This window comes from Methylobacterium sp. Leaf117 (assembly GCF_001422985.1).
In the GTDB taxonomy this organism is placed as follows: domain Bacteria; phylum Pseudomonadota; class Alphaproteobacteria; order Rhizobiales; family Beijerinckiaceae; genus Methylobacterium.
Genome location: NZ_LMNL01000012.1, coordinates 26,585 through 47,560 on the forward strand (window position 1 = coordinate 26,585; position 20,976 = coordinate 47,560).

General features: G+C 68.1%; 18 protein-coding genes and 1 pseudogene. 13 read left to right on the forward strand and 6 right to left on the reverse strand.

Annotation, left to right across the window (positions count from 1 at the left end; translation table 11 throughout):
* Positions 1–2: 2 nt before the first annotated feature.
* Both ASF57_RS07140 and ASF57_RS07145 read right to left on the reverse strand, forming a co-directional pair.
* Positions 3–890, reverse strand: coding sequence for a galactosyltransferase-related protein (locus tag ASF57_RS07140; RefSeq protein WP_056481474.1), 888 nt, complete (start codon positions 888–890; stop codon positions 3–5).
* Positions 880–2,934 carry an HAD-IIB family hydrolase gene (locus ASF57_RS07145; RefSeq protein WP_056481476.1) on the reverse strand — a complete coding sequence of 685 codons (2,055 nt, stop codon included), beginning with the start codon at positions 2,932–2,934 and terminating at the stop codon, positions 880–882. Before ASF57_RS07145 ends, ASF57_RS07140 begins: the two co-directional genes overlap by 11 nt.
* A gap of 60 nt (positions 2,935–2,994) precedes the next feature.
* Here ASF57_RS07145 and ASF57_RS07150 point away from each other — a divergent pair, with 60 nt between their 5' ends.
* Both ASF57_RS07150 and ASF57_RS07155 read left to right on the forward strand, forming a co-directional pair.
* Positions 2,995–4,035 carry a glycosyltransferase family 4 protein gene (locus tag ASF57_RS07150; RefSeq protein ID WP_056481479.1) on the forward strand — a complete coding sequence of 347 codons (1,041 nt, stop codon included), beginning with the start codon at positions 2,995–2,997 and terminating at the stop codon, positions 4,033–4,035.
* On the forward strand, positions 4,035–5,261 hold the full coding sequence (locus ASF57_RS07155; protein WP_056481481.1) for a glycosyltransferase family 4 protein: 1,227 nt from the start codon (positions 4,035–4,037) through the stop codon (positions 5,259–5,261). Before ASF57_RS07150 ends, ASF57_RS07155 begins: the two co-directional genes overlap by 1 nt.
* On the opposite strand, the gene ASF57_RS07160 is transcribed toward ASF57_RS07155, so the two are convergent.
* Complete coding sequence (locus tag ASF57_RS07160) at positions 5,249–6,232, reverse strand: hypothetical protein (RefSeq protein WP_056482659.1); 984 nt, start codon at positions 6,230–6,232, stop codon at positions 5,249–5,251. The two genes, ASF57_RS07155 and ASF57_RS07160, sit on opposite strands and share 13 nt — an antisense overlap.
* A 173-nt stretch (positions 6,233–6,405) precedes the next feature.
* Between ASF57_RS07160 and ASF57_RS07165 the strand changes: the two genes are divergently transcribed.
* The 3 genes from ASF57_RS07165 to ASF57_RS07175 all read left to right on the forward strand — a co-directional run bounded on the left by ASF57_RS07165 (position 6,406) and on the right by ASF57_RS07175 (position 9,080).
* Positions 6,406–7,011 (forward strand): hypothetical protein, encoded by a 606-nt coding sequence (locus ASF57_RS07165; protein WP_244476853.1) that lies wholly within the window; start codon positions 6,406–6,408, stop codon positions 7,009–7,011.
* Between the two features lie 28 nt (positions 7,012–7,039).
* Positions 7,040–7,684 carry a hypothetical protein gene (locus ASF57_RS07170; RefSeq protein WP_056481484.1) on the forward strand — a complete coding sequence of 215 codons (645 nt, stop codon included), beginning with the start codon at positions 7,040–7,042 and terminating at the stop codon, positions 7,682–7,684.
* A gap of 379 nt (positions 7,685–8,063) precedes the next feature.
* Positions 8,064–9,080, forward strand: a complete 1,017-nt coding sequence (locus ASF57_RS07175; RefSeq protein WP_156376012.1) for a hypothetical protein — start codon at positions 8,064–8,066, stop codon at positions 9,078–9,080.
* A gap of 4 nt (positions 9,081–9,084) precedes the next feature.
* On the opposite strand, the pseudogene ASF57_RS24530 reads toward ASF57_RS07175, so the two are convergent.
* Positions 9,085–10,456: pseudogene (locus ASF57_RS24530) on the reverse strand (IS3 family transposase).
* Positions 10,457–10,544: 88 nt separating this feature from the next.
* Here ASF57_RS24530 and ASF57_RS07195 point away from each other — a divergent pair.
* Together ASF57_RS07195 and ASF57_RS07200 are read left to right on the forward strand one after the other, a co-directional pair.
* Complete coding sequence (locus ASF57_RS07195; protein ID WP_056481498.1) at positions 10,545–12,080, forward strand: PAS domain-containing methyl-accepting chemotaxis protein; 1,536 nt, start codon at positions 10,545–10,547, stop codon at positions 12,078–12,080.
* Positions 12,081–12,087: 7 nt separating this feature from the next.
* Positions 12,088–12,402, forward strand: coding sequence for a hypothetical protein (locus tag ASF57_RS07200; RefSeq protein WP_056183390.1), 315 nt, complete (start codon positions 12,088–12,090; stop codon positions 12,400–12,402).
* 260 nt (positions 12,403–12,662) lie between these two features.
* On the opposite strand, the gene ASF57_RS07205 is transcribed toward ASF57_RS07200, so the two are convergent.
* Positions 12,663–13,769: a PAS domain-containing protein gene (locus ASF57_RS07205; RefSeq protein WP_156376013.1), complete on the reverse strand. Its 1,107-nt coding sequence runs from the start codon at positions 13,767–13,769 to the stop codon at positions 12,663–12,665.
* A gap of 462 nt (positions 13,770–14,231) precedes the next feature.
* Here ASF57_RS07205 and ASF57_RS26810 point away from each other — a divergent pair, with 462 nt between their 5' ends.
* The 6 genes from ASF57_RS26810 (at position 14,232) to ASF57_RS07235 (ending at position 18,997) form a co-directional block, all read left to right on the forward strand.
* Positions 14,232–14,519 carry a PAS domain S-box protein gene (locus tag ASF57_RS26810; RefSeq protein WP_056481501.1) on the forward strand — a complete coding sequence of 96 codons (288 nt, stop codon included), beginning with the start codon at positions 14,232–14,234 and terminating at the stop codon, positions 14,517–14,519.
* A 92-nt stretch (positions 14,520–14,611) separates the two neighbouring features.
* Positions 14,612–14,938: a hypothetical protein gene (locus ASF57_RS26815; RefSeq protein WP_244476854.1), complete on the forward strand. Its 327-nt coding sequence runs from the start codon at positions 14,612–14,614 to the stop codon at positions 14,936–14,938.
* Positions 14,939–15,235: 297 nt separating this feature from the next.
* Positions 15,236–15,916 (forward strand): PAS domain-containing protein, encoded by a 681-nt coding sequence (locus ASF57_RS07220; RefSeq protein ID WP_056183382.1) that lies wholly within the window; start codon positions 15,236–15,238, stop codon positions 15,914–15,916.
* Between the two features lie 55 nt (positions 15,917–15,971).
* Positions 15,972–17,393: a diguanylate cyclase gene (locus ASF57_RS07225; RefSeq protein ID WP_244476885.1), complete on the forward strand. Its 1,422-nt coding sequence runs from the start codon at positions 15,972–15,974 to the stop codon at positions 17,391–17,393.
* A 179-nt stretch (positions 17,394–17,572) separates the two neighbouring features.
* The gene (gene lipA, locus ASF57_RS07230) at positions 17,573–18,535 is read left to right on the forward strand and encodes a lipoyl synthase (RefSeq protein ID WP_056481504.1); all 963 of its coding nucleotides are present in this window, start codon (positions 17,573–17,575) and stop codon (positions 18,533–18,535) included.
* Between the two features lie 6 nt (positions 18,536–18,541).
* Entirely contained in the window at positions 18,542–18,997 is a 456-nt protein-coding gene (locus tag ASF57_RS07235) for a type II toxin-antitoxin system RatA family toxin (RefSeq protein WP_056481507.1), read from the forward strand.
* Positions 18,998–19,022: 25 nt separating this feature from the next.
* Here ASF57_RS07235 and ASF57_RS07240 read toward each other — a convergent pair whose 3' ends face one another.
* Positions 19,023–20,810 (reverse strand): ABC transporter ATP-binding protein, encoded by a 1,788-nt coding sequence (locus ASF57_RS07240; RefSeq protein ID WP_056481511.1) that lies wholly within the window; start codon positions 20,808–20,810, stop codon positions 19,023–19,025.
* Positions 20,811–20,976: the final 166 nt, after the last annotated feature.

The following is a 20,976-nucleotide window of genomic DNA, read 5'->3' on the forward strand; positions in this document are numbered from 1 at the left end:
CGTCAGGAGAACAGGGCGTCGGGCCGCAGGGCGGCGGCGATCTCGGCGGCGTCCGGGACCCGGATGACCCGGATCGCGGGAGCCCCCATATCCCAGGCGATCAGTCCGGCGGCCCGGAACTGACAGAGCCAGTAGGTCATGCACCAGCGCCCGTGAGTCCGGTGGAAGCGCGCGGCATTGGCGAGGATCGGTTCGAAGTGCTGGAGCGGCGGCACGTGGACCGGATGGTGCTGGTGATAGGCGCGCGCTCCCGCAACCCAGAAGATCGGCAGGCCTCCGGCATTCAGGCGGACGGCGAGGTCCGTCTCCTCCCCGCCATAACCCGCATAGGCCTCGTCCATGCCCCCGACCGCCTGCCAGGCACGTGCCGGCAGCGCGAAGGACAGGCCCCAGAGCTGGCCGGGATCGGGCTCCCGTCGCAGACCCGTCGGCGGCACCGCCGGCCGGGCCGGATGCACCTGACCGAGGCGGGCCAAGGCCGTTTCGTCGGACGCCGTCGCGAGGTCCAGCCCCGGCGGCAGATACAGGACTTCGCCGAGAAAGAGGCCTTCGCCCTGCATTGCCGCGTGCCGGTAGGCGTCCACCAGGGTGGGAGATGGAATGCAGTCCACGTCGAGGAAAAGCAGCAGGTCGCCGCCTGCCGCCTCGGCGGCACGGTTGCGGGCGGCGGCCAGCGGCATCGGTTCTCCCGCGACGAAGAGGTGGCGGACCGGACAACCCGGGTTGGGCAGGTCCGGGGCCGGCTCGGGCTGCATCCAGGCGATCACCAGTTCGCGCGGAGGCACCGTCTGTCGGGCCAGGCCCCGCATGAGGTTGCGCAGGCGGTCGGCCCGGCCCCGAACCAGCGTGAGTACGCTCGGCGAGAGCGGCGCCGATGCCTCAGCCGGCATCGGCCAGCATCCGGCGGAAATGGCCGACGCCCTCAATGATGCCGCGAGCGTGCGAGGTGCGGGCCACGTAGGAATGCTTCAGGGCCGCGTGGCTCGCCAGATCGTCGGAATAATTCGCCACGATGATCGCCTGGGACTGGGCGCGCAGCATCTCGACATCGTTTCCGGAATCGCCGGCGACGAAGACGGCTCGCCCGGGCAGGCCGTAGAGGTCGCGGACATGGCCGACCGCCGTGCCCTTCGAGGCCGCCTGCGGCAGGACGTCGAGGTAGAGGCCATGGCTGTGGATCACGTTGGCGCGCAACCCCGCCTGCGCCAGGGCTGCGCGCACGGTCTGGACGGTTGCCGCATCCGCGAAATAGCTGAGCTTGTGCCCGCGCTGCTCCAGGGAGCCCTGCGGCATCAGCCCGTCGAGACCGGCGAGCGCAGCCGCCACCGCGGAACGCTCCCAGCCGGCGGATACGACGGCGCGCCAGGCCAGATCGGCCGTGTAGGTCACGCCGTTGGGGTCGAGATGGTAGATCTCCGAGCCCACCGAGGTGATCATCACCTGCGGTCGCGGACTGTCCTGCTGTTCGAGGATCGCCATCGCGCTGTGGAAGGAGCGACCTGTGGCGACACCGAAGGCCAGCCCTGCCTGCCGGCTGCGCCAACGCCGGAAGATGCCGAGCGCCGCCGCGCAACCCACCAGCGTGTTGTCGATGTCGCACACCAGCAATTGGCGGGGCGCCGCCAGCGGCGGCTCGGGTGCCAGCAGCGCCCGCAACAGGGCGTGGTAGCGCGCGGCGTGCTGATCCCAGTCGTAGGCGGCCGCGGCGCGGGCGCCGCCCGCCACGCAGCGTGCGTACAGGGCGGGCTCGTCGAGGAGCCGCAGGCAGGCGGCCGCGATCGCGTCGGGCGCGCGCGGATCGACCAGAAGTCCGTTGCCGCAGGTCTCGACGATGTCGTTGGGGCCGCCGCTGTCGGTGGCGACCAAAGGTAGCCCGGACGCCGAGGCCTCCAGTAGCGTCAGGCCGAAGGGTTCGTTGAGGGCAGGGTTGACGAAGAGGCCTCCCCGCGCGCGCGCAGAGGCATAGATCGCCGGCACGTCCTCCGGACCGTGGGTCTTCGGATAGGCCACGCGGCCGTAGAGATCGTAGCGGTCGATCAGCATCAGGATCTCCCGCATGGTGTCGGCCATGTCGCCGTCGAGCGCGTCGATGTCCTCGCGCGTCCCGGCCATCAGCACCAGGTTGGCCCGGGCCTGAAGGGTCGGACTCTCCCCGTAGGCCCGCACAAGGGCGCCGAGGTTCTTGCGTGCCACCGGCCGGGCCAGAGCCAGGAGCGTGGGCTTCCCCGGGTCGCGCAGGAAGCGATCGATGGTGGCGTCCACGCGTGGCAGAGGCTCGGCCGCCGCGAAGCGGGCCAGGTCGCTGCCCGGCGGCAGGACGCGGATGCGGCCGGGATCGTAAGCCGCATATCCGGCATACTGCACCTCGGCCTCGTCGCGGGAGGAGGCGATGACGAGGCGCGCGCGCGCCAGCGCGTCCTCCTCGGCGCCGATCCGGCGGGCGAGGTCCGGGTCATCCTCGGCGCCCGAACCCAGCATGGAGGCCTTGACCCGACCCAGGGAGTGGGCCGTGAACACGAAGGGAATGCCGCACTCGGCCTCGACGATCGCGGCGACGGACGCGGCGTCGGCGTAGTGGGCGTGGATCATGTCGGGCGCGCGCGGCTGTAGGGCGATCCAGGCCATGAGGCTGCGCGCGAAGCTGGCGACCTCCGCGTGCATGTCCTCTTTCGCGCGGTAATCCGGTGACGCGCTCGCGAGCCGCACGAGCGTGACCTTGTCGGAGATCGGCTCTTCGGGCACGGCGTAATCAGGGCCGTGCGCGCCCTCGAACAGGCGCGTCGCCATCACGATCCGATCGAGGCCTACGTCCTGGGACGAGGCCGCCACCAGATCCAGCAGATAGCGAATGTGGCCTCCCGTGTCGGCGGTCAGGCCAAACACGACACCGCCGCCGCGCAGGCAGCCTTGCAGGGCGACATGTAAGATAAACATCAGGCCGCCAGCGACTCACGAACAATCGAATAAATGTATGTTAAAGTCGAGGAAGACGTTTTGATCCGTGTCGCCCAAGTCGCCCCGAACATTTTCCCCGTTCCCCCTGAGCATCATGGCGGTACGGAGCGGGTCATTCATGACCTAAGCACGGCACTACGAAGCCTGGGCGTGGAAATAACGCTTTTTGCATCATCCGACAGTGCGACAGACTTGCCGCGGGTCGGCGACAATCCGAGCCTCGCCGCCCTGGAGCGCCGTCACGGACGCGTCGCCCCCGGCGTCCCGGCGGCCCTGGACGCCCTGCAATTGGAAGCTTTGCGCGTGAGGCTCGACACCTTCGACATCGTGCATGGCCACGGCGAATTCGCGCATGCCGCGCTTCTCGGCGCACGCCGGCGCCACAGCCTGACCACCGTCCACTGGCGGGTGGACGAACTCGACCGGGCGCTGTTCTTCGCGGGGTTTCCCGACCTGCCGGTGGCGGCGATCTCGGCCGCGCAGGAAACCGGCATACCGGTCGCAAATCGTGCCGGGATCGTCCACCACGGCATCGCGCGGGATCGCTATGCCCTGCGGACGCAGCCCAGCGACCACGTCGCCTTCGTAGGCCGGATGACTGACCAGAAGCGGCCGGACACCGCGATCCGCGTGGCGCGCGCCGCCGGCATCCCGATCCGTCTCGGGGGCACCATCGACGTCGGCAATCCCGATTATTTCGAGGACCGGGTGCGGCCGCTCCTCGGCGACGACGCGACCTATCTCGGACCGGTGGACGATTCCCGGAAGGCGGACCTCCTGGGCGGCGCGCGGGCGCTGCTCTTCCCGATCGACTGGCCCGAACCCTTCGGACTCGTGATGATCGAGGCGATGGCCTGCGGCACCCCCGTGGTGGCCTGGAACCGGGGCTCGGTGCCGGAGATCGTCGAGGACGGCGTCACCGGGTTCATCGTCGGCTCCGAGGCGGAAGCCGTGGCGGCCCTCGGGAGGATCGACCGCCTCGACCGAGCCGATATCCGGCGCCGCTTCGAGGCGCGCTTTACCGCCGAACGGATGGCAGCCGATTATCTCGCGATCTATCATCGCCTGCTCGCGGCCTGATGCGCGTCGCCCTTCTCGCGTGGGATTACCCGCCGGCCCCGAGCGGATTGTCGACGGCGGCCCGGGAGATCGCCGAAAGCCTCGCGGAAGCGGGAGCCGAGGTCACGGTCTTCACGCTCGACCGGATCGGCCGTGACCGGATCGGCGGCGTGACGGTGGTGGGCGCCGCCCTGCCGCCCGGCGGCGGATTGGCCCGTCTGCGGCTCTGGGGCTCGGCCGGGCACCTCGCCGCGCCGCTGGCCTTTCGCCGCGTGGTCCTGGCCGACCATGCGCGCGTCCCCTTCGACATCGTCGAGGCGACGAACTGGTACGCTCCCGCCGTGATGCTGGCCGGGCGGCGGGACCTGCCGCTGGTGACCCGAAGCTCGACGCCGGCCGCCTTCACGCGGGATTCACGCGGCTCGCTGCGCGACCGCCTGGATGGCCAGAGCGCGGATGCCCTGGAGCGCCGCCAGGCCCGCGGCAGCGCCGGGCTCATCGCCAACACCGCCGAGCACGGGACGGTGATCGCCCGAGCCTATGGCCTGTCCGGCCGGCAGCCCGAGGCGGTGATCGGCCTCAGCCTTCCCCCGGAGATCCTGGCATCGGCGCGCTGCGCGTCCTACCCGGATGCGGACGGGCCGGTGCGCCTGCTCTTCGTCGGCCGGGCGGAGGCGCGCAAGGGCTTCGACGCGCTTCTCGACGCGGTCGCGATCCTCGGCGACGAGGCGGAGCGGGGTGCCGCTCCCGCCTTCCGGCTGGATCTGATCGGCGTGCCCCCGGAGGATCTGCCGACCGACTTGCCGGAGGCGGCGCGCGCGCGAATCTACGCCCGGGGGCGAGTGCCCGCCGCGGCTTTGGCGCAAGCCTATGCGGCGGCGCACGCGGTGCTCGCCCCCTCGCGCTACGAGAGTTTCGGCCTCGTCTACCAGGAGGCGCTGGCCTATGGCCGGCCCGTATTGGCTTGCGCCGAGGATGCGAGCGCCCGCGCCTTCGTGGGTGTGCCGGGAGCAGGTCCCCTGGCGCAGGAGGCCACCGGCCCGGCTCTCGCCGACGCCCTGCGCCCGCTCCTCGCCGATCCGGCTTTGCGCCGGGCCTATCGCAGCCGGGCGCTGGCGGCATCCGGCCGGTTCACCCGGGAGGTCCTGGCTCGCGAGACGCTCGCTCTCTACGCCCGGGCCATCGCGGCGGTCCGATCTCGCGTCGAGGGCCACACGCCTGGAGACCCGGAGCCTCAATCCCGGTAGGGGCGCAACAGCGCGGCTTCCTCCTCGGGGCGTCCGCGCCCGGGCTCAAGGCGCTCATAGTGCCGCGAGCGCGCCAGGACATGGGCTCGGTCGAGATGGTGCTCGATCGCCCCGTGCAGGCTGATCAGGCTCCGCGGCCAGCCGCCGTCGAGCGCCGGCCGCTCGTGCACCCGCCCCGCATATCGCACGGACCGGTGGTTCAGTCGGTATTGCACATCCGGATAGACGTCCGCGAGGAGGCCGTCGACCCGGTTCCGGCGCGCCAGCCCGACCGAGACGACGTCCCCCGCCTCGGCCAGAGCCGCCAGAGCCGCCAGGCGCCGGCCGGCCTCGACGGCCAGGGTCTCGTCGGCATCGAGTTGCAGCATCCAGGGATGGCGGGCGAGGTCCTGCAGGGCATTGCGCTGGGCGGCGAAATCACCCGCGAGCGGCCGGGCTCCCACCCGGACGCCCCCCGGCGGAATTCCGGCGGCTGGCACCACATCGGCTGGACGCACAGGCGCATCGAGCAGAATCACGACGTCGTCGGTCCAGGCGGCATGGATCGCGAGCGTCGCCAGGACCGCGTCCAACGCGTCGGGGCGGCAGAGCAGGCCGAGGGAGACCGGCATCCCGACGGCCCGGTCGAGCCCGTAGAGTGCCGCCCGTGCGGCGTGTTGGCCATGGGGGTGGCGCAGGGCGGTCTGCCCCGCCGCGTCGCAGGGCCGGACACCACGGGCGTGGCCGGTCGCGGCGCTGCGCAGGGTGTAGAGGTCGAGGCCGTAGGGCGCGCGCGGGTCGGACTCGAAGATCGGGCCGGCCAGGCGCTCGGCCAGATGCGCGCGACACGCAGCGGGATCGGCCTCCACCTCCAGCAGGAGGCCGCAGGAGCCGCAGGCAATCGGAAACAACCGGTCTTGCCCGTCGGGATAGACGAGGTGCCGGGTGCTCGGTCCGAGCATGTCGGCCCCGCAGACGAAGCATCGCCGCATCATCGGTCCCGGGCTCCTTCACCGAAGGGATTTTACCGTTGCTGGATGGATGTTTCCATCACTGAAAGGATCTTGCCGCCACGGAAGGGATCTTGCCGGGCCGGGCCAGCGCCATACTTCGGTTGCTCCGCAAATCCCTGCCGCAAGTGATGGCTCAGGTCGACCCTCCGCACATGCTCGACCTGTCCTCTTCCGCACCGGGCACGCTCGCCATCGTGGGCAATGCGCCGGGTCTCGATGCCGCCGCGGCGATCGATGCCGCCACCAGCGTGGTGCGTTTCAACAATGCGCCGGGCTTCGGCGGCCGGACCGGCGACCGGGTCACCCACCTCGCCCTGGTCAACCGGGGTGGACAGATGCGCGAATGGCTCGCCGACCCGCGCTTTCTCGATCGCCCGGTGGTCCGGCGCGCGGCGGCGTTCATCCTTCCATTTCCGATGCTGCCGGCCGAGCACAATCGGCCCGAACAGGTATGCTGGACCCGCGAGGCGATGGCGCTGCTCGCCCCCCTGGGCAAACCCGTTCACATCCTGCCCGAGGATCTGCACGAGGCGGCGCGGCGCGACCTGGCACCGGGTACCACGGGACGTCCGAACCCGAGCACCGGCTTTCTCGTGACGCGGGCGTTCCTGCAGGGTCGGCCCCTCCGGCACAGCCCGGCCGAAGTTTATGGCTTCGGCTTCGACGGCTGGCCCGGGCACCCGTGGGCCGCCGAGCGGGCCTGGTTCCAGCAGGCTGAGACGGCCGGGCAACTCCGGCTCTTCCCCTGTTCTTCTTGACCGCATCGATCAGGATCACGCTCATCCGATGACGACTCTCATCACCGTCCTGAAGAGCGGCGGACGTTACGATGCGGCCTGGGTCGAGCGCTTGGCACGCGGCGTCCGCCGCCACGCCCCGGCCTTCGACCGCATCCTCTGCCTCACGGACCTTCCTCTCGCGGTAGCCGGTGTCGAGCGGGTGCCGCTCCGGCACGACTGGCCGGCGTGGTGGGCCAAGATGGAGGCGTTCCGCCCGGGTCTGACAGACGGGTTGACGGTGCTCTGCGACCTCGACACCGTCCTCACCGGGCCGGCCGATGCCCTGGCCGAGCCGGGCCTGGCCGCCATGGAAGACTACTTCCACAAGGGCCGCCTCTCCAGCGCCCTGCTGCGGTGGCACGGCGCCGAACTCGACTTCCTCTACGCCACCTTCGCGGCCGAGCCCGAGCGCTGGATGGCGGCCGGCTCCTGCGGCCCGGTGCCGAACGCCGTGCACGGCGATCAGGTCGTCATCGATCACCTGCTGCGCCGGGAAGGCCTCTGTCCGGACTTCATCCAGGAGCGCTCTCCCGACCTGCTCGACTTCTACGACCCGCGACGGGCCGAGCACGGTCCGGTGGTGATCTTCATCGGCCCTTCGAAGCCGGATACGGTGACCGGCCCCGTCCGGACGGCCTGGGAGAACGCATAGCCATCGCGCAGCGACGAACCCGTCGGATTGCCGCGGCAGAAGGCCTCCGTCATGGGTGGCCAATCGAAGAGTCGCGGATGTCGCTCGGCCGGACAAGATCACAAGTTCAGAGGCCCATCACGGCCGACACCTTCAAAATTCACCTTCACATGTCGTCGAAGGCAACGCTCGAAGATTGAGCTACGAAGCCGTTGATGACAAAAATTCGTCCTTTACTGGAACGATCCGGTGAAGCTGAGGCGGAATGCTACGAAAACGCCCCCGGAATCCACGGGATGCTCCCGCTTTTCGCGGATCGGCTTGAACCGTCGGCAGCTTGTCACTGCGATACATCACCCGACAGCGGCGACATGACGTCGAACGGGGGGAAATGAAAGCCATGTCGGTCTCCGACGACGCAGTGTTCCACGGCGATGGATCGAATGTGCCGGGCGGCAATGACGATCGCTTCAAACGGCACATCCGCACGGCGTTGCTTCGCGAGACCCTGCACCTCGCCAACTTTTCGGCCGTCACGCAGGCCGCCGTGGTCGTGGCGCTCGCCTGGATGTTCTGGGATATCGCCCCGAACACCTATCTGATGGGACTCGCGATCAGTGTGACGTCCCTGTGCGCGGCGACCTTCGTCGCCACACGGCACCACCGGAGGCGGTTCCGCGATTGCGCGACCCCAACGGCGGTCCGCCGCGGATTCCTCCTCGCGAAGGTGCTTTCCTTCGGCCTCGGGCTCGTCTGGTCGACGATGCCGGCGATGCTGCTTCCGTCGGTGGACAACGCCTATCGGATCGTGGTGGTCGCCGTCTGTGCCGGGCTGATCTCCGACGCCTACGTGGTCGGCCCGATTTTCTCCGTCGCGATCCTGCTCGTCGCTCCCGTCGTCGCTGGGGCGATCGTCGGATTGGCCGGAACGGACGCGCCGGTCGGCGGATACATCGCGGTTCTGCTGGTCATCTATGCGACGTTCGTGTTCATCAGCGCGCGCCGCATGTGTCGCCTCTCTCACCAGCGCATCCTCGACCGTCTCAAGGTGCAGGAGCAGAACGAGACCATCGGCCTGCTCCTCAATGATTTCGAGGAGGGGGCGAGAGACTGGCTCTGGGAGACCGACAACACCGGTCGCTTGCGGCATGCCTCCGGACGACTTGGCGAGTTGCTCGGTGTCGATGCCACCGGCCTGCACCATTGCACCCTTACCGATATCCTCTATCGCTACGCGGACGGCCCCCAGGGCCGTGCGAAAATCGACGCGGTCGTCGCGGCGATCGAGGCGCGCGCGCCGTTCCGTGACCGGACGGTACGGCTGCGGACATCGGACGGCATCCGCTGTGTCCGTCGTCAGATGATTTTGGACAGTCTGCGGTGTTCAGGAGCGGAGGCTCTGGTCCATCTGGGGTAAGAGGTTAGGCAGCCTGCGCGTGATGGCGCAAGCGGCGATCCATGAGGGTCTGGCGCTTGATGCGTTCCCGCTCGGCCAGGATCCCTTCGCCGCGTCCGAAGTAGACGTCGGCGGGTGTGAGGTTGCCGAGGCTCTCGTGCGCCCGGCGGTGATTGTAATGCTCGACGAAGGCCGCCACCCGCGCTTCGAATTCGCCGGGCAATTAGGCGTGTTCGAGCAGGATGCGGTTCTTGAGCGTCTGGTGCCAACGCTCGATCTTGCCCTGCGTTTGAGGATGGCATGGCGCGCCGCGGATGTGGGTCATGCCCCGAATGCCGAGCCAGTCAGCCAGGTCGCTGGCGACGTAGCTCGGTCCGTTGTCGGAGAGCAGGCGGGGCCGCTGCATCACCCGCGCCTGATTGAGTTCAGCCGCACCCAACGCCAAGTCAAGCGTGGCGGTGACGTCGCTGGCCTGCATCGTCGTGCACAGCTTCCACGCCACGATGTAGCGTGAGAAGTCGCTACGCGGTCCTTTGGTTCGTCCAGCACCGTCGACAGGTCGTACCAGCCCCAGCCAACGACCTTCAGGTAGGTGAAGTCCGTCTGCCAAAGCTGGTTGGGCGCGGTGGTCTTATCGCGGAACTCGTCGGCGGTCTTGATGACGATATAGGCCGGGCTTGTGATCAGGTTCTGAGATTTGAGCAACCGGTAGACGGTCGCTTCCGAGACGAAGTAACGGCGCTCGTCGGTGAAGCGCACCGCCAGCTCACGCGGACTGAGTTCAGGCTGCTCCAGAGCCAGGGCAACGATCTGCTCGCGGATCTCTGCAGGTAGACGGTTCCAGACCCGGCTCGGCTGCGAAGGATGGTCCTTCAACGCCTCGGGGCCGCCGCGCTGGTAGGCATCGTACCACCGGTAAAACGTCGAGCGGGTGATGCCGAGCTTGTCCAGGGTGGCACGCACCGGCAGGTGGGATTGCTCGACCAGCCGGATGATCTCCAGCTTCTCGGGGGCCGGGTACCTCATGCCTCGTCGCCCCCAGCCCCGCTCATGCTTTTTTTAAGCAGACGGTTCTCCAGCACGAGATCAGCCACGACCTCCTTCAGCGCCCCCGTCTCGCGGCGCAGATCTCGCACCTCGTCCGTCGTTGCCGCGCGCGCCGTGTTGCCAGACAGGCGCTTCTTGCCCGCCTCCAGGAACTCCTTGGACCAGCCGTAGTACATCGGGGCGGCGATCCCCTCGCGCCGGCACAGCTCGGCAATGCTGTCCTCGCCGCGAAAGCCTTCCAGTACGACGCGGATCTTCTCCTCGGACGAGAACTGTCGACGTGTGGCCCGACGGATGTCCTTGATCACCGCTTCTGCCGGCTTCTTGGCCGGTCCGGATGTCTGCTTCATCTTCGCTCCTCAGGGGCTACGATGAACCAGCCATCCTCCGTTCGTGAAGACCCTCAATCGGTCCCACAGGTGCTGACGTCGGACAATCATGGGCTACACCCTCGACGAGGTTCGCGGGCGCCATCATGGCCTCTTCGTCGAGGCCGGGTATCGGGACAGCCGCGCCTACGCCGCGTTCTGGGAGGGTCTGCGTTCGGGCAGATCGGAAGTCGCGGCGTTCAAGCGTCTCGCCAAGGACGGCAAGGCGGTCTGGATCCAGGGTTCCTACAACCCGATCCGCAATGCGGCCGGCGACGTCACCGGCGTGCTCAAGTACGCCACCGATGTGACGGCGCAAACATTCGAGGCCAACGCCCTTCGCGGACAGGTCGATGCCATCCGCAAGTCGCAGGCGGTGATCAGCTTCGACCTCGATGGACGCATCCTCGAGGCGAACGCCAACTTCCTGGCCGCCGTCGGCTATGCGGCCGCGGAGGTCGTCGGCCACCATCACGGCATGTTCCTCGACCCGGAGCATCGCGCGAGCCCCGAATACGCCCGTTTCTGGGAGGCGCTTCGCCGCGGCGAGCGCCAGGCCGGGCAGTTCCGCCGCCTCGGCAAGGGCGGCCGCGAGGTCTGGATCGAGGCCAGCTACAACCCCGTGCTCGATGCCGACGGACGACCCGTCCAGATCACCAAGTTCGCCATCGATGTCACCGCCCAAGTCGAGCAGCGTGACAAGGTCAGGCGAATGGAGGAGGAAACGGCGAGGGACCGCGTCGCCGCCGAAGCGCGCCACAAGGCGGACCTTCTGCGCCTCGCCGACGGGTTCGAGCAGACGGTCGGGGCCGTCCTGGCCTCCGTCGCGTCCGCCGCCACGGAACTTCAGGCGACGGCTTCGAGCATGTCGGGGATCGCGACCGAGACCGCCCAGCAATCGACCGCGGTGGCCGCGGCGGCCAGTCAGGCCGCCGCCAATGTCGGCACGGTTGCGGCGGCTGCGGAAGAGCTCGGGGCTTCGGTCAACGAGATCGGGAGGCAGGTCGCCGGTTCCGAGCACCTTGCCGGCCAGGCGGTGGCGGAGGCACAGCAAACCGCGGACCTCGTCCAGGAACTCAGCGATGCCGTGCGCAAGATCGGGGACGTCGTCGCCATGATCTCGGCCATTGCGAGCCAGACCAACCTGCTGGCGCTCAACGCCACCATCGAGGCGGCGCGGGCCGGGGAAGCAGGGCGCGGGTTTGCGGTGGTCGCGTCCGAAGTGAAGGAACTCGCCAACCAGACCGCCCGGGCCACGGACGAGATCACGGGCCAGATCGGCCGCATCCAGGGGGCGACGGGCAGCGCCGTCAGCGCCATCGACGGCATCCGGCGCCGCATTCAGGAAATCAACGGCGTCGCGGGGTCGATCGCCGCAGCCGTTCAGCAACAGGGGGCGGCGACCCAGGAGATCGTGCGCAACGTGACGGAGGCCGCCACCGGGACGGGCGAGGTGACGAGCAACGTGTCGGGTGTCGCCCGCGCGGCCGAAGAGACGGGGGCCGCGGCCACCCAGGTCCTGACCGCCGCCTCGGACCTCTCGCGCCAGTCCGAGCACCTGGATGGCGAGGTCAGTCGGTTCCTTGCCAAGATCCGCGCGGCGTGAGGGGGCCATGACCGAGATGCTCATCCTCCCCGTCGATCTGTCCCCGAGCGGCATGAGTCGCTTGGGAGCCCAGCTCGAACGGGAGATCCAGGCCGGCAGGGATCTCGGCTCGCGCCACGGCCAGATTGCCTGCCTGTCCGAGGCGATCATGCGCTCGGTGGAAGGCTTGCGGGAGGCCGTGATCCTGCTTGCTGCCGACTTGCCGCCCGACGACCCGATGGTCTGTCAGCTCAGAGATGCGGCGGCAAACATGACGCGGCTTGCGAAGGCCGTCATGGATTACGCGGCCCTTCACGGCCCCATCACCAGACCCGGCACCTGACGCCGGACCAGACACGGGCGTTGGGCCAAAAATCGGTCGTCGGACATCGCCCCCGATGTGGGGTCCTTTCGCCCTGCATCCGGGTCGCCGCGGATCGCGCCGCATATCACGCCTCTGGATATCGAGAGCCGCGTGAGACGCTGTCGACACCAGGGGGGGAGGGCCGCCCCGTCTCCACCGCGCGTCGATGGGGGCGTGCCGGTCGATCCCGGACAGCCAGTGTCCCGCCGGACTGCGACCAAGTTTGGGACAACCGAGCCTCAGGCCTCCCGCACCCCAGGCTTCACCCCATCCTCGAACGTGAACTCGACCCCGGCCTTCTCGAGGGCACGGCGGACCGCGATGGCCGTATCGTTCCGGGTCCGGATGGACGAGTTCGGATCTTCCAAGCGATTGATGGTCGAGACCGAGACGTTCGACAATTGGGCAAGATCCTCCTTCGACAGTCCGGCAAAGGCGCGCGCTGCGCGAATCTGGCCCGGGGTCGGCAGCTCGTCACCCGGCGGAGGGGAGGCGGACGTGCCCCGGGGCGCGGAACTGCGGGCGGTACCTTCGGACGAGCCGTAGCGGTTGCGCCCGGGTACGTTGAGGCAGACGCCGACCCATTCCCGGACCGAGCCGTCCTTGTTGAGCACCGGTGCGCCGCGGGCATTGAACCATCGATAGATGCCATCGGCGCAGAGCACGCGGTAATCGGTGTTGTAAGGAGCGGTATGCTCGACGGCCGTCACCCAGGCCGCCTGGGTGCGGGGGCGGTCGTCGGGATGCACCGCGTCGAGCCAACCGAAGCCCTGCATCTGGCTATGGCTCTGCCCCGTCAGCGCCATCCACTGAGGCATCTCGCTCGGCTCGCCGTTGGCCTTGTTGATCCAGAACACCGTGGCGGTGGCGGCGATCAGCGCGTTGAGCCGGTCATGCCGCTGCATCAGCGCGTTCATGGTGTCGTGCTGCGCGGTCACATCGAACACCACGCCCATGCCGTGGCTCGGTGCGCCGTCCGGACCCAGAATGGCCTCGGCATGGTGGAGGATCCAGCGCTGGGTCCGGTCGGGCCGGATGATCCGGAACTCGCGACTGACCGGCTGGCCCGAGCGCAGCACCGCGATCTGGTCCCCATGCGTCGCCTGGTCTTCGGGATGGATCATGTCGAGACCGAAGCCGAAGGTCATCTCTGCGGCCGGATCGAGCCCCAGGATGCGGTAGAGTCCGAGAGAGAGATCCATCCGGTCGGCCCGAAGATCGGCGGACCAGAAACCCACCTTGCCCGTGTCCTCGATGAGCTTGAGGAAATGCCGCGACGAGAACGCCCGGGGCGCAGAGGCTATCCCGCCGGAATTGCCGGGCCGCATGAGTGAACGTGTCGGCATCGCTGGTCCTCGGATCGCCCACTCGCACCCGATCGGGGCATGAAATAGTTCAAGTCATGAATTTGGTGCTCGGACTCTTAAGAGAAACGAATTGGCCCACGCTGAAGTTGTAAATTCGCTGACGATGTCAGGGAAGTGCCTTTGCCGGATCCAGAAAGGCCGACATGGCGTAGAAAGTCCGTTGGCACGCGCACCGATCGCAAATCCGGTCGGGGCTTTGGGTGCGGAACCAGGAGCGTTTTAAGAATTCACTGGGCGGCTCCCACCGGTCCATCCCATTATGAAATAGAACCTTCCTGATTCTGGCGATCGATCGAAGCCGCCATGACGATGAAACGATAGATGCCATGACACTTGCACGATGCAGGCGGAATTCGCAGATCGGATCGAGGCTTCGTCAGCAGGGGTCGTCACCCTTCGTCGCATGATGGCGGCTCGTCCATCGAATGAAAGAAATGCTCGATGGTCTTCGGTAGCCATGCGCGGATTTCCAAGCTCAACGCGCTCGACGATTCTCAGGCGCTCATCGCGTTCGACCTCGACGGCAAGGTCGTCACCGCCAACAAGACCTTCCTGGACGCGCTGGGCTATCGTCTGGCCGAAATCCGGGGTCGCCATCATTCCATGTCCGTCGGTCCGGCCGAGCGGGAGGGCGACGATGATCGTCTTTTCTGGGAAGCCTTGGCCGCGGCGAGTTCCAGGCGGCCGCGTACAAGCGTATCGGCCATGGGGGCGGGAGGTCTGGATTGAGGCCAGCTACAATCCCCTGATCGGACCTAGGGGCAAGCTCAGCGGTGCGAGTCGGTGAGGCCGGTCGGGGGTTCGCCGTCATACCCGCCGAGGTGAAGAGCCTCGCGGCCCAGACCGCAAAGGCCACCGAAAGTATCGCTCGTCAGATCGCCGAGACGCAGTCGGCCGCGCACGTGGCCGCGACCGCCATTGCGGGCATCGGCGGAACCATCGGTGAGATCAATGCACTCTCGGCCGCGATCTCGACGGCCATTGAGCAGCAGGCGGCGGTCGCCGGGAAGATGTCCGCGAACATGCTGGCGATGATCAGCGCAGTCACCGAGATGAGCCTGAGTGTCGGGTTGACCGCCGCGTCGACTTGGGAGGTCGATGCGTCGATCCGCCTGGTTCGCGAGGCCTCGCGGAACATAACGGCGTGAGCGCCGCGCCGGACGGTTCCTGACGAGGAGCACGCCTGCCGTAACCACCGCGGACGCCGTGGTCCGCCTCCAACGTGACCCTGGCGAAGTGGCGATATCGGGAACACGGCTGACGGACGCTGAAGCGGGGTTAGACGGCCTCAGGGTCGCGATCATCCGTGCGCGCTGCAACAAATACACAAACGTTTTTGTGTCCCGCGGAAAGCATGAAATTCGTTCTTTCTGCGGAATATTGCTTCTAAAACCATTCAAATCTGGCAAATCATTGAACCGAGCGATGTAATCCCAGGAGACACGATGGGTGGAACCCTGCAGGCCCCGGCCTCGGTCGAGGATCCGAACGAGCTTGCACATGAGCGGTACAGCGCGCTTGTCCGCGCGGTCGCCACCGTCATCTGGACCGCGACCGCCGACGGGGGGACAAGGGTCGGATCGGACTGGACTGGACTGACCGGCCAGACATCGCGCGAGATGGCCGGCTACGGCTGGCTCGACGCCATCCATCCGGACGACCGGCAGCGAACTCGGGAGGCCTGGCGAACGGCGGTCCTGCATCAGGGCATCTACGACACCGATTACCGCATCCGGTGCGCGGACGGCGTCCACCGCTGGTTCAACGCACGCGGCGCCCCCGTCCTCGCCCGAGACGGCACGATCCGCGAGTGGGTGGGGGTGTGCTTGCCGATTACGGGCAGCAAGCGGTTCGAGGTTGACCGGGTCTCGGCGGAGGCCGGGCCTGGACGCCTGACGACGGAACAGGTGCGGGGCGCGCGGGCGATGCTCGGCTGGACCATCGAGCGCCTGGCGGAAGAGGCGGACCTGTCGCCGTCCACGGTTGCGCGCATCGAGGACGCGGCCCGCATCGACAGCGTGCGTCCATCAAAGGTCGATGCGGTCCGTCGGGCCTTCGAACGGAACGGCGTCATCTTCACCTGGACCACGGGGACACGCGGCGGCCTGTCCCTTCGCGCCGGATAGGCTCGACGACCCGATTTCCACAACGGCCAGCAAGGACCATCGTCCATTGATCGACATGGAAACGACGGAGGCGGTCAACGCGCCAACCGTGAGCGAGTCCACCTTCGTCAGCCGGAGCGGAACGGCGCTGGCTCTGCTGCTTCCCGCCGCCGGACCGCATCGTCACCCGAGGCTCTCGATCCCGGTCGGGATTGCCGCCTTCCTCGCCGCTCTCCTCGTGCGAAGCGTCATACACCCCCATCTCCCGCCGGGCTTTCCCTTCATCACGTTCTTCCCGGCCGTCATCCTCTCGGCCTACCTGTGTGGGGCCTATGCGGGCATCGTCTGCGCAACGCTGTCCGGGCTTGCAGCTTGGTACTGCTTCATGCCGGGCCAGTACGCGTTCGCACTGAACGGCTCCGTCATCACCGCCATGGCGCTCTATACCTTCGTTGTCGGCATCGACATCCTGTTGATCCACTTCATGCAGAGCGCGGTGGCAGACCTGATCAAGGCCGAAGTCGCCGGCCGGTCCCTCCTCGACCAGCGGCGGCGCCTCGTTTCCGAACTGCGGCGGGAGACCGAGCGCCGTCTGCTGCACGAGCGGATGGCCGACCAGTCCCTTCTGCTCGACCTCGCGCTGAAGGCCGCCGATGCCGGGACTTGGCACTACAGCGTGACCAGCGGGCGAGCCCTGTTGTCCGCCGAGATGGCACGCCAGCACGGCTTCGGCGACGACGAGATCGAGATCGACGTGAGACGGGACTGGCGGCCTCTCATCCACGCGGACGATGCGGACCGTACCCTGACCGACCTCGACCTCGCCATTGAAGCGCGCGGGACATTCGTGTCCGACTTCCGCATCCTCCGGCCCACGGGCGACACGCGCTGGCTGAGTTGTATCGGACGGGTCGTGGTCGGCGAGGGGGGCGATCCGGAATGGGTCGTCGGTCTGACCCTCGACGTCACAGCCCGGAAACTGGCTGAGCGTCGCAGCGAACATCTCGCGCGGCATGATCCGCTCACCGGCCTCGCCAACCGCATGCAGTTCCAGGAACGATTCCTCCAGGAGCTGGCGTTGGTCCGGCGCGGCGGGCCGCCATTCGCCCTGCTGTGCCTCGACCTCGACCGGTTCAAAGCGGTCAACGACACCCTCGGACACGCCGCGGGCGACACCCTGCTGACGATGGTGGCGGATCGGCTGCGCTCCGTCGTCCGGATCGAGGATACCGTGGCGCGGCTGGGCGGCGACGAGTTCGTCATCATTCAGACCGGGGCGGCCTGCACGGACGACATCGATACCCTCGCCGGCCGGATCGCCCAGGCCATCGAGGTGCCCATGGTCATCGAGGGGCACCCCGTCGATGTCGGGGTCAGCATCGGCATCGCGCTGGTCCCCCTGGACGGCGAGGACCCCGACACGGTCTATCGGATGGCGGACCGTGCTCTCTACCGCGCCAAGACGGACGGCGGAGGCACCCATCGTCGAGCAACGTAGGCGTTCCCCTCAGACGACCGGGTGAACCAGCGCGGCGATCCTGCCGATCACGTCCTCGATACCTGACGAACACGCGGGCCTGTCGCGCCACGACGACGCGGCGGGTTTGCGGAGGCCGGTCCCAGGCCTTAAGTCGGGGTTACGCGCCGGCGTCTTGCGGGCGAATCCCGTGGATTGTCATGGCCGTCGTCCTCGATCTTCTGCGCAATGATCAGCGCCCGCGCCACCCCGAGAAGGCGCATCGCCCGGACAAGCCGATCCAGCGCAAGCCCGATTGGATTCGCGTCAAGGCGCCTGGCTCGAAGGGCTGGGAGGACACGCGCAAGATCGTGCACGAGCACGGTCTGGTCACGGTCTGCGAAGAGGCGGGCTGCCCCAATATCGGCGAGTGCTGGGAGAAGAAGCACGCCACCTTCATGATCATGGGCGACACCTGCACGCGAGCCTGCGCCTTCTGTAACGTCCGCACCGGCCTGCCCGAAGGCCTCGACGCGAGCGAGCCCGACAAGGTCGCGGATTCGGTGGCCAAGCTCGGCCTGCACCACGTGGTGATCACCTCGGTGGATCGCGACGACCTGGCGGATGGCGGGGCCGAGCATTTCGCCCGTACCATCCGGGCGATCCGGGCGCGCAGCCCGGCCACCACCATCGAGGTGCTGACCCCGGACTTCCTGCGCAAACCCGGCGCCCTCGAAATCGTGGTCGCCGCCCGCCCCGACGTCTTCAACCACAATATGGAGACGGTGCCGGGCAATTACCTCACGGTCCGCCCCGGCGCGCGCTACTTCCACTCGGTGCGCCTGCTTCAACGCGTGAAGGAACTCGACCCGACCATCTTCACCAAGTCCGGCATCATGGTCGGTCTCGGCGAGGAGCGGAACGAGGTGGTCCAGCTCATGGACGACCTGCGCTCGGCGGATGTCGACTTCCTGACCATCGGCCAGTACCTCCAGCCGACCAAGAAACACCACGCGGTGGTGCGCTTCATGCCCCCGGACGAGTTCAAGGGCCTGGAGACCACCGCCTACACCAAGGGCTTCCTGCTCGTTTCCGCAACGCCCCTGACCCGCTCCTCCCACCACGCCGGTGAGGATTTCGCAAAGCTGAAAGCGGCCCGTCTCGCCCGCATCGCCAACGCCTGAGTCTCGATGCCCTCATTTCGGATCAACCGCGCGGTGCGGCACTCGCCGCGCCAGATGTATGACCTCGTGGCCGACGTGGAACGCTACCCGGAATTTCTGCCGCTCTGCGAATCCCTGCGTGTGCTGCGGCGCCAGCCGGGGCCGGACGGCACCGAAGTGCTCGTGGCTGAGATGGGCGTCGGCTACAAGGCCATCCGCGAGCGCTTCACCACGCGCGTCACCCTTGACCCCGACAACCTGCGCATCGTCGCTGAATACATCGACGGTCCGTTCCGCCACCTGGAGAACCGCTGGGCCTTCAAGCCCGGCGAGGGCGATACTTGCACCGTCGATTTCTTCATCACCTACGAGTTCAAGAGCCGGACTCTTGGGCTGCTCATGGGCACGATGTTCGACCGCGCCTTCCGCAAGTTCACCGACGCCTTCGAGGCACGGGCCAACCGGGTCTACGGCGCCGCCTGAGCCGCACCGTCGATTCATCCGTCCGTCACGCCTCGATGACCCCGCCGGCCTGGCGCTCGAACAGGGCGCGATACCGGCCCTCCGGTCGGCCGAGCAGGTCCGCGTGGGTTCCGTCCTCGACGATGCAACCGCGATCGAACACCAGGATTCGATCGAGCGACCGCACGGTGGAGAGCCGGTGCGCGATGACGATGGCGGTGCGGCCGCGCATCAGGCGTTCCATCGCCTCTTGAATCAGTGCTTCCGATTCCGAGTCGAGGCTGGAGGTCGCCTCGTCGAGGATCAGGATCGGTGCATCGGCCAGGAAAGCACGGGCCAGGGCCACGCGCTGGCGCTCGCCGCCCGAGAGCTTGACGCCGCGCTCGCCCACCAGCGTGCCGTAACCCTTGGGCAGTCGGGCGATGAAGTCGTGCGCGTTAGCGAGCCGCGCCGCGCGGGCGATGTCCTCCGCCGAGGCGCCGGGACGCCCGTAAGCGATATTCTCGGCCAGTGACCGGTGGAACAGGACCGGCTCCTGCGGCACGATGGCGATGTGCGCCCGCAGGGATGCCTGCGTGACCCCGGCGACGTCCTGCCCGTCGATGCGAACATGGCCGGACGTGACGTCGTAGAGGCGCTGCACCAGCTTGACGAAGGTGGTCTTGCCGGAGCCCGACCGGCCGACGAGCCCGACCCTCTGCCCCGCCGGGATCTGCACGGACAGGTCGCGGTAGAGCGGCGTCGCGTGCCCGTTGTAGTGGAAGGTGACGCGGTCGAAGCCGATCGTGCCGCCCCGCACGGCGAGGGGCGTGGCGTCCGGCCGATCGGCGACCCCGTAGGGCTCGGTGTCGAGGGCGACCAGTTCCTCAATCTCGTTCACGCCCCGTTGCACCCGGTTGATGTGACCGCCGATGTCGCGCAGGTAGCCATGCACCACGAAGTAGGTGGTCAGCACGTAGGCCACGTCGCCGGGCGTCGCATCTCCCGTCCACCACAGCCAGAGCGCAGTGCCCACGATGGCGGTGCGGAGCAGGAGGAGCAGCGCGAATTGCGCCGTGATGCTCCAGGTGATGCGCATCCAGGTCCGGTGGGTGCGGCGGTTCCACTTGGCCAGGAGGCGGCCGAGGCGCGCATCCTCGCGGGCCTCGGCCCCGAAGGCCTTCACCACCGCGTTGGCCCCGACCGCATCGCTGAGCGCACCGCCGAGGCGCGAATCCCAGACGTTGGAGAGCTGCGCCGCCGGAGCGATGACTTGGATGGCGAGCAGGACCACCACGGCGAGATAGACCAGGGACCCGAGCCCGATCACCAGCCCCATGACCGGCCATTGCACGCCGAGCAGGATCATGGTGCCGAAGAGCACCACGATGGCCGGCAGCAGTTCCAGCAGCAGCGTGTCGTTGAGACCGTCGAGCGCCCACATCCCGCGGGAAACCTTCCGCACGGTCGAGCCCGCGAAGCTGTTGGCGTGCCAGTCGGTGGACAGGCGCTGGACCCGATGAAAGCCGGCCTGCGCCACCGCCTGCATGGTGGACAGGCTCAACGGCACCACGAAGGTCCAGGCCACGTGGCGCAGGCCCAGGGTGAGGAGGCCGAGCCCGCCCATCGCGGCGAATGCGGTCAGCGCATCCCAGCGTGCCGCTTCGCGATCGGCGGTCGAGAGGGCATCCACCAGCCGGCCGGCGAAGAGCGGCAGGAAGACGTCGGCGAGGGTCGACCCGACCATGGCCGCGACGAGCCCGAGCAGAAGACCGGGCCGAGTGCGCCACTGGCGAACGAGAAAGGCGAGGACGGCGCGATAGGTTTGCGCGCCCTGAAGGCGGTCGAGGATCATGGAACGCGATCGCGGCGCGGGATGCGCGCCGGCTCCGTGAACGGCAATCGGCCCCGGACGGGCCGGCCGAAAGGATGGACGAACGGGAAGAGGGAGACGGCCGCGACGCGCTCGGGCGCGTGGGCTCCGTCAGGCCGGCAGGCGCGAGAAGCGCGGGCGGACCGGG